Genomic DNA, 12,270 nt, shown 5'->3' with positions numbered 1-12,270 from the left:
CTGACATAACAATAAAGGCGTAGACGTCTTAAATATTAGAAATGAGGAACGAGAAATGGCGATTAAAAAAGTGATTGAACATCCAGCAAAAGTTTTATCAACACCATGTGCGGAAGTTACAGAAATTAATGAAGATATTATTACATTACTAGATGATTTATATGACACGATGGTGGAATATGATGGTGTAGGTATTGCAGCACCACAAATAAATGTAGGGTTGCGTGTGGCGATTGTCGAGCTTGGCGAGGAAAGAGATATTTTAGAGATGATTAATCCTACTGTTATTAAAACGGACGGTGCAGAAGTTGATGTCGAAGGGTGTTTAAGTTTCCCAGGTCTATATGGAGAAGTTGAACGTCCTGACTATGTAAAAATTGAAGCATGTGACCGTGAAGGGCGTGTTTATGAGCTTGAGGCAGGTGGCTTTGAAGCACGAGCAATTTTACATGAAATTGATCATTTAGATGGTATATTGTTTGACTCTAAAATTAAACGTATTCTTACAGAAGAAGAGCTTGAAGAAATGTACGCAGAAGAGGAGGAATAAAATGACGTCGATTATTTTTATGGGAACACCTGATTTCTCCGCGCCAATTTTGCGTATGCTTCACAATGAGGGCTATGATATTAAAGCAGTTGTGACACAACCAGATCGACCAGTAGGACGCAAGCGGGTACTAACACCGCCACCTGTAAAGGCAGCGGCTTTGGAATTAGGCTTACCAGTTATTCAACCTGAAAAGCTACGTGGCTCTGAAGAATTACAGCAAATACTTGATTTACAGCCAGATATCGTTATTACAGCAGCATTTGGACAAATTTTACCGAAAGACTTGCTAGATGCCCCACCACTTGGTTGTATTAATGTCCATGCATCACTTTTACCGAAATACCGTGGAGGAGCTCCTATTCACCAGGCAATTATAGATGGTGAAAAAGAGACTGGCGTAACGATTATGTATATGGCAGAGAAGTTAGATGCAGGCGATATTATATCTCAAAAGGCAATAGCTATTGAAGAAGACGACCATACAGGTGGCCTCTTTGATAAACTAAGTGTTGTAGGCTGTGATCTGTTAAAAGAAACACTACCTTCTATTATAAATAGAACAAATAACCGCACTGTACAAGATGAAACGCAAGTGACATTTGCGAGCAATATATCGCGCGAGCAAGAACGAATTGATTGGACAAAGGATGCAACGACTTTATACAATCAAGTGCGAGGACTTCATCCTTGGCCAGTAGCTTATACAACTTTTGAAGATGGAAACTTTAAAATTTGGTGGGCACAAGTAGGACAAGCAAAACATAATGCTGCACCTGGTACAGTCGTAGCAATTGCAAAGGACCATTTTGAAGTTGCGGCTGGAAATGGCACAGCACTTTCATTATATGACATTCAACCAGCTGGGAAAAAACGTATGACAGCAGAGGATTATTTGCGAGGTACAGGTTCAAAATTACAGATCGGGGATCAGTTTAAATGAGTAAAAAAAGCGTAGTAATTTGGGATGGTAATGTACGAGATGCCGCACTATCTATCCTATTAGCAGTAGATAAAAACCAAGCGTATAGTAATTTACTTTTACATGAAACGATAAAACGCCATAAAATTGAAGCGAAGGATCGTGCACTTTTAACTGAAATTACGTATGGTACGCTTCAATATAAAATGACCCTCGACTACTATTTAGAGCCATTTATTCGTGGTAAACTAGATCATTGGGTGCGTTGGCTGTTGCGTTTGTCACTATATCAAATGCATTATTTAACGCGTATTCCACCTCATGCAGCAGTGAACGAGGCGGTAGAAATTGCCAAGCGCCGTGGACACCAAGGAATTGCCTCTACAGTCAATGGTATTTTACGTTCTATATTGCGTCAGGGTGTACGATCTTTAGAGGAAATAAAAAATCCTGTAGAACGTCTTGCTATTGAAACAAGTCATCCACAATGGTTGGTAGATCGTTTTGTTAATAATTATGGCGTAGAAGTAGCTACTGCAATGCTTCATGAAAATAACGTTCCACCAGTACAAACGGTTCGTGTCAATACGACAGTGGCAACTATAGAACAAGCGATTGCAAGCTTACAAGCTGAAGGCTTAACTGCACAGCAAAGTGATTTAATGCCAGAATGTCTACATGTGACAAATGGACAACCTGCCCGTACAAAGGCATTTCAAGATGGACTTATTACTATTCAGGATGAAAGTTCTATGATTCCTGCAAATGTTTTGAATCCTTCCGCAGGAATGCGCGTCTTAGATATGTGTGCGGCACCTGGTGGCAAAACAACACATTTAGCCGAAAAAATGAACAATACAGGTTCCATTTTGGCAACGGATTTGCATCCACATAAATTAGATTTAATCGACCATAATACAGAACGTCTAGGACTTGATATTGTAGAAACCGCTCCAATTGATGGACGTAAAGCTCCAGAGTTTTTACAACCAGAATCGTTTGACGCGGTGTTAGTCGATGCGCCTTGTAGTGGTTTAGGTGTAATGCGTCGTAAACCGGATATTAAATATACGAAGCGTGAAGAAGATTTAGAAAACCTTCAAAAAATCCAATTAGCACTACTCGATGCAGCAACTAAAGTACTGAAAAAAGAAGGCAAGCTTGTATATAGTACATGTACAGTCGATAAACAAGAAAACGAAGGCACTGTTGATGCCTTTTTAAGAGAGCATCCAGAAATGGAAGCGATACAACTAGAATCTTTACCAACAAAATTAGCGGAAAAGCAAGCAAATGGCATGCTTCAAGTCTTTCCACAAGACTTCGGCAGTGATGGTTTCTTCGTCGCAGCCTTTCGTAAAAAAGGAGAATCCAACTAATGGTGGATCAAGAGCAATTTAATGAACGTATTAATGACTTAGTCGAGGAAGCTGAAGAAAAGCCCGTACGACGAGCGAAAAAAGAAAAGCCGAATTTAAAAGAATCAATCTACTCACTACAACCACATCAATTAGAAGAGTGGCTAAAAGAAAATGGTGAAAAACCATTCCGCGCAGCACAAATTTTTGACTGGTTATACAATAAACGTGTTAAAACATTTGAAGACATGTCTAACCTTTCAAAAGCATTGCGTGACAAGTTAGAGGCAAGTTTTGCATTAACAACACTATCAACGATCATTAAACAGGAATCAAAAGATGGTACGATTAAATTTTTATTCCAGCTACAAGATGGTTACTCAATTGAAACGGTGTTAATGCGCCATGAATATGGCAATTCAGTATGTGTCACGACACAAGTGGGCTGTCGAATTGGTTGTACGTTTTGTGCGTCAACTTTAGGGGGCTTAAAGCGCCATCTATTAGCAGGTGAAATTGTAGAGCAAGTTGTAAAAGTACAGCAAGCTTTAGATGAAGTAAATCAACGTGTGTCACATATCGTTATTATGGGTATTGGTGAGCCTTTCGATAACTATGATGCCATGATGAGCTTCTTAAAAGTCATAAATCATGAAAAAGGTTTAAATATTGGGGCACGTCACATTACTGTCTCAACTTCGGGTATTGTACCTAAAATCTATCAATTTGCAGATGAACAGCTTCAAATTAACTTTGCTGTATCATTGCACGCGCCAAACCAGGAGGCACGTCAAAAACTGATGCCTATTGCACGCGCATACAAATTGGAAGAATTAATGGAAGCAGTTCGTTACTATACGAAAAAAACGGGCCGACGTGTAAGTTTTGAGTATGGTTTAATGTCAGGTGAAAATGATTCAGTAGAAGTGGCAGAAGAACTTTCTGCACTAATAAAAGGAATTAAATGCCACGTAAACTTAATTCCTGTAAACTACGTACCAGAACGCGATTATATCCGCACCTCTCGTAGTAAAATTTTTGCTTTTGAAAAAACATTAAAGAAAAATGGTATAAACGTAACAATCCGTAGAGAGCAAGGGTCTGATATCGATGCGGCATGCGGACAATTACGTGCGAAAGAGAGATCTGAAGAAACGAGGTGACCAGTGATGGAATACACAGTCGAAAGTGATATTGGTTTAAAACGAGCAATTAATGAAGATCGAGCTGCATTTTTTAAACGTCCAGATGGACTTGCACTAGCACTTGTAGCGGATGGCATGGGTGGACATAATGCTGGCGATGTGGCGAGTGATATGGCAATGAAACAAATGGAGACCGTTTTTTTACAAGCAGAGACACATCATTTTGCAACTATGACATCAAAAAAAGAATGGTTACGACAAGCAGTTAAGCAATTGAATAAAAATATATTCGACTATTCTTTATCACACGAAGACTGTAAAGGAATGGGTACGACGTTTATTGCCGTGTTAATTGAAGGGAATTATTGCTTCATTGCGCATGTTGGTGATAGTCGTGTGTATTATTTCTTTGATGATGGCGCACAACAAATAACAAGAGATCATTCTTATGTTAATGTTCTACTTGAAAATGGTGAAATTAGCGAAGAGGAAGCAATGACGCATCCGAAGAAAAATTTCATTTTAAAAGCTGTTGGAACAGAGGAAACTATTGAGCCAGACTTTTATGAAGTAGAGCTAGCGCCAGAATCGTATTTACTCATTTGCTCAGACGGTTTAAGCAATAAACTGTCAGTGTACGAAATGGCATCTATCATTACCTATCCAGATTTAATTGAAGAAAAAGGACGAAAACTTGTGGAATTAGCCAATGCAAGCGGGGGAGAAGATAATATCTCCCTCGTGTTACTCACAAGGCAAGATGAGGAGGTGTAAGTATGCTTGTAGGAAAACGAATTAGTGACCGCTATAAAATTTTAGATCTCATTGGTGGCGGAGGCATGTCCAATGTATACTTGGCGCATGATATGATATTAAATAGGGACGTAGCGATAAAAATATTACGTTATGATTTTACCAATGAGGATGAATTACATCGACGTTTTCAACGTGAGGCACTTTCAGTTACAAGCCTTACACATCCGAATATTGTAAGTATTTATGATGTAGGTGATGATGGAGATCTGCATTATATTGTGATGGAATATGTTCAAGGAAAGACGTTAAAGCAGTACATACAGGAATATGCACCAATTTCGCCTGCGAGAAGTGTGCATATTATGAAGCAGTTAACGTCAGCAATTGCCAATGCCCATGAAAATCATATTATTCACCGTGACATTAAACCGCAAAATATTTTAATGGATGCGGATGGGAATGTGAAAATAACGGATTTTGGAATAGCTATGACGCTAAGTGCAACATCATTTACGCAAACTAATTCTGTGCTAGGAACTGTACATTATTTATCACCAGAGCAAGCGCGTGGTGGAACAGCAACATATAAATCAGATATTTATGCACTAGGCATTGTGTTGTATGAATTACTAACAGGAGAATTGCCGTTTTCAGGTGAATCAGCTGTTTCCATTGCACTTAAGCATTTGCAAACAGAGACACCATCTGTGCGAGCATTTGACGGTACAATTCCACAAAGTCTAGAAAATGTGGTATTAAAGGCTACTGCCAAAGATGCATCCCATCGATATGCGACCGTAGAAGAAATGCAAGAGGACTTAGATACGGTGTTATCATCAACACGTATTAATGAACCAAAGTTTACGATTCCTATTGATAATGATGCCACAAGAGCCATTCCAATTATAAAGGAACAGCCAAAACGCAAAGATGAGGATTTAACGCAAACAAGGTCAATGGAAGCTATTACCCCATCTAAAGTGGAAGCGAAGAAACCTGTTGAAAAAGCGGCGCCTGTTAAACAAAAGAAAAAGTGGCCAGTTTATGTGGCAGGGCTATTAGTAGTCGTTATTGCCATGTTCCTATTCTTTTTATTTGCAACAGATTTATTTAGCCCGAAAAAAATTGAGGTGCCTAGTGTTGCGAATTTAACGGTTGAAGAAGCGACAAAAAAATTACAAGAACAAGGCTTTGTTGTAGCTGAACAAAAACAAGAGCGTAACTCTGAAGAAGTTGAAAAAGACAAAGTTATTGAGACAGACCCAGCAAAAGGTTCGAAGCGAGTAAAAGGAACTGAAGTAGAGCTAATTGTCAGTATTGGTGTAGAAACGATTAAAATCGAAGACTATACGGGGCAACAAATTAGTCAAGTAGAGTCTTTGTTAAAAGATAAACTTTTAATCCAAAAAAATTATGTGCATTCCAAACAGCCTGAAGGTCAAATTATTGAACAAGATCCTGCAGAGGGTGCGGAAATCATCGCTAAAGATGCGACGATTACATTTACGATAAGCCAAGGTGTAAAAATGATTACAGTAGATAGCGTGGCAAATTACACGAAAGCGCAAATGGATGATTACGTAAATCGAGTAGGATTAAAATGGCGTACTGTTCGAGAAGATTACAACGATACCGTACCAGCGGGTAGTGTTATTTCACAAACGCCAAAACCTGGTACTAGCTTAATGGAAGGCGATACAATTGCAGTTGTTTTAAGTAAAGGACCTGCCGAAAAACCTGTAAAAACATTTATTAAAAATGTTTTAATTCCATATGAGCCTGCAGAAGAAGGCGACGAGCAAGTTATTCGCATTGAAATTCAAGATAAAACCCATACAATGGTAAAAGCCTTTGATGAATTTACTATTACGAGTGACCGACAATATAAAATACAGCTTGTCATCGTAGAAGGTGAAGAAGCGGCTTATAAAATAATCCGTGACTCAGAAATTATTGAGTCAGAAAGCTTTAATTATGATGATGTTAAATAAGGGGGAATTGGATGGCGCAAGGCCAAATTCGTAAAGCATTAAGTGGCTATTATTATGTTTATAATGGCGAAGAGCTCATACAATGTCGAGGACGTGGGGTATTTCGTAATCGCGGGGAATCCCCACTTGTGGGTGACTTTGTTGAGTATACACTTGAAACAGAAGGCTCCGACGGTACAATACAAAAAATACTTGAACGCCAAAATGAACTTGTTCGTCCACCGATTGCCAATATCGACCAAGGCATTCTAGTATTTTCTGTCAAGGAGCCTAACTTTAATACGATTTTACTGGATCGTTTCCTAGTCGTTTTAGAGTCATTTCATGTCCACCCAATCATTTGTCTGACAAAGATGGATTTATTAGAAGACAATGAGCGTGAGGAATTACAGGGCTATATCGAAGATTATGAAAACATGGGTTATACAGTGCTTCAAACTTATAAAGATGAGGAAGAGCTAATGGACCGACTTCAGCCAATTTTAAAAGGAAAAACATCGGTGCTTGCTGGGCAATCGGGTGTTGGCAAGTCGACATTACTTAATACGTTAATCCCTGATTTAAATTTAAAAACGGGCATTATCTCGCAAAGCCTAGGACGAGGCAAGCATACGACTCGTCATGTTGAGTTAATAGAAGTTTGTGACGGTTTATTGGCAGATACACCAGGATTTAGCTCATTTGATTTTGATGAAATTGAAAAAGAAGAGCTAGGTGCATGTTTCCCAGAAATCTCACGAATTGCTGAAGATTGTAAATTCAGAGCCTGCTTGCACTTGAAGGAACCTAAATGCGCGGTTAAGGCAGCGGTCGAAACGGGAGAAATTCGCGAGTACCGCTACAAGCATTACGAACAATTTATGCAAGAAATTATGGATCGAAAGCCGAGGTATTGATCATGATACAAATAGCACCATCAATTTTAGCAGCAAACTTTGCAAAACTAGGAGAAGAAGTGAAGGACGTAGAACGAGCAGGTGCAAAGCTTATTCATATCGACGTGATGGACGGTCATTTTGTACCGAATATTTCATTTGGCTCTATTGTGTTGGATGCCATTCGTCCTTTAACTGATTTACCGTTAGATGTTCATTTAATGATTGAAAACCCTGATCAATATATTGAACAATTTGCAAAAGCGGGAGCAGACTATATTACAGTACATGTAGAAGCTTGTCGCCATCTACACCGTACTATTCAATTGATTCGTTCTTATGGTGTAAAGCCAGGTGTCGTTTTAAACCCGCATACACCAAGTGAATCTATTCAACATATTTTAGAGGATATTGATATGGTGTTATTTATGACAGTGAATCCTGGATTTGGTGGTCAAAAGTTCATTCATTCTGTTGTGCCAAAAATTGAAGCGTTATCAACAATTATTAAAGAACGAAACTTAGACGTTGCGATTGAAATCGATGGTGGTATTAATGCGGAAACAATCGTTCCTTGTGCAAAAGCAGGAGCAACAATATTTGTTGCAGGCTCAGCGATATACAGCAAAGAAGACCGAACAGCTGCATTGCAAGAGATTTTAGCTGCTGGTGAGGCTGCGATTAAAGAATGACCACTGTTGTCGTTTGTGCAGGCGGTCCGAAAGAGGAGCTTTGTTCCTTTGAACCGTATAATAAGCGCAATGATGTTTTATTTATCGGTGCGGACCGAGGAGCGCTGTATTTAATTGAACAAGGAATGACACCACATGCCATTGTTGGCGATTTTGACTCGTTATCACAAGAGGAATACAAATATGTTATGGAGCATGCAGATGATGCTCAGCGTTTTCAAGAAGAGAAGAATGAAACGGATACGGATTTAGCACTATTAAAGGCATTAACCTATGCCCCTAACGAAATTGTGTTAACAGGTGTGACAGGTGGTCGTTTAGATCACTATGAGGCAGCTGTTCGTTCGATATATCGTTTGCAGCTAGAACATCCTCAACTTGTGTTGAAAATTATAAATCATGCTAATATGTTACAATTTTTAGTGCCAGGCACTCACACAATTCTAGCGGATGATCGCTATCGCTATTTGTCCTTTTTTGCGCATGAGCAACCTATACAAGGTGTGACATTAAGGCATGTTAAATATGAAACGACGAATGAAGAAATTTCATTAGGTTCAACCCGTTTTACAAGTAATGAAATAATAGGCACTTTAGGGTCTATATCCTTCACGCAAGGCATATGTTTAATGATAAGAAGCATAGATTAGCGTAAGGGGGAGAGAGTCCTGAAAGTATATACGTTCCAACTGCCGAAATTTGTTAGTAGCATTACGCGTACGTGTATTAACCTATTTAAAAAAGATAAGAAAGAAGCTAAAAAATCCGACTGATGCCAGTCGGATTTTTTACTTTTTCATAGCTATATAAAGGCGGTTGGTAGTTTGCCTTGAGAAATGAAAGAAAAAAATCGATTTACGCTTAATGCGAAATCGATTTTTTAGAAGCGGCTATTAAACGCGCTCGATTTTACCTGATTTTAAAGCACGAGTAGATACCCATACACGTTTTGGTTTACCGTTAACTAGGATACGAACTTTTTGAAGGTTAGCGCCCCAAGTACGTTTGTTAGCGTTCATAGCGTGGGAACGGTTGTTACCAGTACGAGCTTTACGTCCAGTGATTACACATTGTTTTGGCATGTTGTATTCCCTCCTTACAGTTGATGCTGAAAGATTATTATTTCAGTTCGGTATTTCACATACCATAATAATTTAACATACGAAATCGTTCAGTGCAACAGTTTTCACATAACCTTTCAAGAAAAAAACCTTTACAGGCAAAAAACTGCTATGAAAAAACACTGGACAATGGTCACTAGATACATTGTGCAGTGCATTTTTATAAACTACTTCCCTCGGTAGCCAAGCTTCGTTGAAACACGTTTTCCCGTTTCTTTAAGACTTTCGATAAGGAAGTTGATATGATCGTCGCTAACGTTAAAGCTAACAAAGCCTATACTAACAGCGCCTATAGTTTCTCCGAACCCATTAATAACAGCTACAGCGACTGAGGAAGTACCAGCAGTTCGTTCACCGTGGCTTATAGCATAGCCTTGTAACCGTATTTGTTCTAACTGACCTTCTAAATCAGCCATCTCTTCAATAGGGACTAGTTGATTTATTATTTCCTTAGCTTGTTCAGTAGGTATGGAGGCTAGCAATGCTTTATTGGCAGCTCCAATATGCATTGGAATGCGAATACCGAGTTGATCATAAATTCGAATTGGATTTGCTGCACTATCTATTCTTTCGATAATTATAGTATCTAACCCAGCAGGCTTGCTTAAATAAACACTTTCCTCGACTTCTCTAGCTAGGCGCTCTAATTCAGGTCTGATTTTGCTTATATAATCCATCGTATCATACACTTGTAAGCCTAATTCCATCCATATCGTTCCTAGGCGGTAATGTTTCGTTTGCTCATCTTGTTCAATCATTCCTTGTGCAATCATCGCTTTTAAAATTCTATGTAATGTACTTAGTGGTAAATCGCATTTGGTGGATAGCTCTGAAATAGACAAACTGCCTTCTGCTGCTTCTGAAGCTAACACTTTAGCAATGGTCATTGCTCGTTCTAATAACTGCATTTTGTCCCACCTCCTCTAATCTTATTGTATTTTTATTCTCAGTTTACGTCTAGTTCCTTCTGGGTGAGTAAGAACTTTTTAAATAGTTTAATATTAAAATTTTCTAAATATATTGACAGTATAACATAAAACGCATATATTTTTTATATAAACTTTCCTCTTAACGGAAACGTTTTCCACTACACGGAAAAGGGGTGAAAGGTATGCATTATTGTTCATCCATGTATGCACCTTTAAAACACGTAATTGTCAAACATCCAAAAGAAGCTTTTATAAGCCAAGAGCATCTTACGGATGAATGGAAAACTTTCAACTATTTATCAGAACCTAACTATAATGTGGCTCTTACAGAATATGCTGAGTTTATAGCAATTCTAGAAAAATACGTTGAACAAATTGATTATTTACCAGCTTCAAATGATGTAGGGTTAGATTCTCTTTATGCACATGATCCTGTTAAATTCACACCACACGGTGCAATCATATTGAAATCTGGAAAGAAATTAAGACAACCTGAAGCAACTGTATATAAGGAGTTTTTACAGAGTAAAGGGATTCCTATCATTGGAGAATTGACTGGAGATGCTGTTTCAGATGGTGGGGATATTGTTTGGCTTGACGACCGTACACTTGTTGTCGGCCGAGGGTACCGTACGAATGATGAAGCCATTCGTCAAATTAAAGAGATGACAGCGGATGTTGTCGATGAATTTATCGTTGTACAGCTACCGCATGACTTAGGTGAAGCGGAGTGCTTACATTTAATGTCCTTTATTAGTATGGTGGACAAGGATTTGGCTGTAGTACACTCTCGTTTAATGCCCGTATTTTTCCGTCAGCTTCTTATTGCACGCGGGATTCAGTTCGTTGAAGTACCTAAAGATGAATACGACACGCTAGGCTGTAATGTTTTGGCACTCGCTCCAAGAGTATGCGTTATTCCTGAAGGGAATCCAGCTACAAAACAACAGTTATTAGATGCAGGCGCAACTGTTTATGAATATAAAGGTGAAGAAATCACAGTAAAAGGAACAGGTGGACCAACATGTCTAACTTGTCCAGTAATCAGAGGATAAAAAAGGAGACGAATAAAAATGTTTAAAAATGTCATTGTGAAAAATCCAGGTAACAGCTTTGTAAACGGTTTAACAACGAGTGATCTAGGAAAACCTATTTTAGAAAAATTATTTGAACAGCACGTACAGTATGTAGAAGCTTTAAAAAAATGTGGCGTAGAAGTTACACAACTAGCTGCAGATGAAGCATTCCCTGACGCTACTTTTGTAGAAGATACGGCAGTACTAACTTCTGAATTTGCTATTATTACAAATCCAGGAGCAGATGCACGCAATCGCGAAATTGAAGATATCGAACCTGCAGTTAAAAAATTCTATGACAAACTTTATTATATCGAAGCACCAGGAACTCTTGATGGTGGGGATGTTTTACAAGCAGAAAAGAAATTTTATGTAGGTATTTCTGATCGTACAAACGAGGAAGGTGCACGACAATTCAAAGAAATCGTAGAAAAAGAAGGTTATGAAGCTACGATTATTCCATTAAAAGAATTCTTCCATTTAAAAACGGGAATCGCTTACGTTGGACAAAATCGTATGGTCGTTGCAGGAGAGTTTATCGATCACCCTACTTTTGCATCATATGAGAAAATTGTTATTCCACAAGAAGATGAATATTCAGCGAACTGTATTCAAGTAAATGATTATATCATTATTCCAGCAGGTTACCCTGACACAAATCGTAAATTAAATGATTTAGGTTATAAAACAATTGAACTTGAAATGTCTGAGTTTAGAAAACATGACGGCGGCTTGAGCTGCTTATCCCTTCGTTTTTAATTAAATGTATATATGCCCAATCAATTTGTAGGGGAAAAATTGATTGGGTGTTTTAATCCTCTAAATATCTGAATATTTAATATAATGACAACATAT

General features: G+C 38.4%; 14 protein-coding genes. 12 read left to right on the top strand and 2 right to left on the bottom strand.

What is annotated here, in order from left to right:
• Window positions 1-55: 55 nt before the first annotated feature.
• Genes def through spoVM form a run of 10 tightly spaced genes read left to right on the top strand, consistent with a single transcriptional unit; the run spans window position 56 to window position 9,062 of the window.
• On the top strand, window positions 56-550 hold the full coding sequence (gene def / locus JNUCC52_RS08745) for a peptide deformylase (RefSeq protein ID WP_173477808.1): 495 nt from the start codon (window positions 56-58) through the stop codon (window positions 548-550).
• Window position 551: 1 nt separating this feature from the next.
• Window positions 552-1,493 (top strand): methionyl-tRNA formyltransferase, encoded by a 942-nt coding sequence (gene fmt, locus JNUCC52_RS08740; RefSeq protein ID WP_337981922.1) that lies wholly within the window; start codon window positions 552-554, stop codon window positions 1,491-1,493.
• A complete protein-coding gene (gene rsmB, locus JNUCC52_RS08735; protein WP_173477806.1) occupies window positions 1,490-2,851 on the top strand; it encodes a 16S rRNA (cytosine(967)-C(5))-methyltransferase RsmB in 1,362 nt (453 codons plus the stop codon). Before fmt ends, rsmB begins: the two co-directional genes overlap by 4 nt.
• Window positions 2,851-3,993, top strand: a complete 1,143-nt coding sequence (gene rlmN / locus JNUCC52_RS08730) for a dual-specificity RNA methyltransferase RlmN (RefSeq protein WP_173477805.1) — start codon at window positions 2,851-2,853, stop codon at window positions 3,991-3,993. The genes rsmB and rlmN overlap by 1 nt, the downstream gene beginning before the upstream one ends.
• Before the next feature lie 6 nt (window positions 3,994-3,999).
• Window positions 4,000-4,749 (top strand): Stp1/IreP family PP2C-type Ser/Thr phosphatase, encoded by a 750-nt coding sequence (locus tag JNUCC52_RS08725; RefSeq protein WP_173477804.1) that lies wholly within the window; start codon window positions 4,000-4,002, stop codon window positions 4,747-4,749.
• 2 nt (window positions 4,750-4,751) lie between these two features.
• Window positions 4,752-6,722, top strand: a complete 1,971-nt coding sequence (gene pknB, locus JNUCC52_RS08720; RefSeq protein WP_173477803.1) for a Stk1 family PASTA domain-containing Ser/Thr kinase — start codon at window positions 4,752-4,754, stop codon at window positions 6,720-6,722.
• An 11-nt stretch (window positions 6,723-6,733) separates the two neighbouring features.
• A complete protein-coding gene (gene rsgA / locus JNUCC52_RS08715; RefSeq protein ID WP_173477802.1) occupies window positions 6,734-7,618 on the top strand; it encodes a ribosome small subunit-dependent GTPase A in 885 nt (294 codons plus the stop codon).
• Between the two features lie 2 nt (window positions 7,619-7,620).
• The gene (gene rpe, locus JNUCC52_RS08710) at window positions 7,621-8,289 is read left to right on the top strand and encodes a ribulose-phosphate 3-epimerase (protein WP_337981921.1); all 669 of its coding nucleotides are present in this window, start codon (window positions 7,621-7,623) and stop codon (window positions 8,287-8,289) included.
• Window positions 8,286-8,939, top strand: coding sequence for a thiamine diphosphokinase (locus JNUCC52_RS08705; RefSeq protein WP_173477800.1), 654 nt, complete (start codon window positions 8,286-8,288; stop codon window positions 8,937-8,939). Before rpe ends, JNUCC52_RS08705 begins: the two co-directional genes overlap by 4 nt.
• 18 nt (window positions 8,940-8,957) lie before the next feature.
• Window positions 8,958-9,062, top strand: coding sequence for a stage V sporulation protein SpoVM (gene spoVM / locus JNUCC52_RS23180; RefSeq protein WP_103977638.1), 105 nt, complete (start codon window positions 8,958-8,960; stop codon window positions 9,060-9,062).
• Between the two features lie 120 nt (window positions 9,063-9,182).
• On the opposite strand, the gene rpmB is transcribed toward spoVM, so the two are convergent.
• Complete coding sequence (gene rpmB / locus JNUCC52_RS08700; protein WP_173477799.1) at window positions 9,183-9,371, bottom strand: 50S ribosomal protein L28; 189 nt, start codon at window positions 9,369-9,371, stop codon at window positions 9,183-9,185.
• A 206-nt stretch (window positions 9,372-9,577) separates the two neighbouring features.
• Window positions 9,578-10,318, bottom strand: a complete 741-nt coding sequence (locus tag JNUCC52_RS08695; protein WP_173477798.1) for an IclR family transcriptional regulator — start codon at window positions 10,316-10,318, stop codon at window positions 9,578-9,580.
• A 203-nt stretch (window positions 10,319-10,521) separates the two neighbouring features.
• On the opposite strand from JNUCC52_RS08695, the gene JNUCC52_RS08690 reads away from it, so the two are divergent.
• Both JNUCC52_RS08690 and JNUCC52_RS08685 read left to right on the top strand, forming a co-directional pair.
• Complete coding sequence (locus JNUCC52_RS08690) at window positions 10,522-11,394, top strand: dimethylarginine dimethylaminohydrolase family protein (protein ID WP_173477797.1); 873 nt, start codon at window positions 10,522-10,524, stop codon at window positions 11,392-11,394.
• An 18-nt stretch (window positions 11,395-11,412) separates the two neighbouring features.
• Window positions 11,413-12,174 carry a dimethylarginine dimethylaminohydrolase family protein gene (locus tag JNUCC52_RS08685; RefSeq protein ID WP_173477796.1) on the top strand — a complete coding sequence of 254 codons (762 nt, stop codon included), beginning with the start codon at window positions 11,413-11,415 and terminating at the stop codon, window positions 12,172-12,174.
• Window positions 12,175-12,270: the final 96 nt, after the last annotated feature.

The sequence above is a fragment of the Lysinibacillus sp. JNUCC-52 genome, from assembly GCF_015999545.1.
Classification (GTDB): domain Bacteria; phylum Bacillota; class Bacilli; order Bacillales_A; family Planococcaceae; genus Lysinibacillus.
The sequence above is the reverse complement of the archived record's forward strand: the minus strand, read 5'-3'. Positions and strand labels throughout refer to the sequence as shown.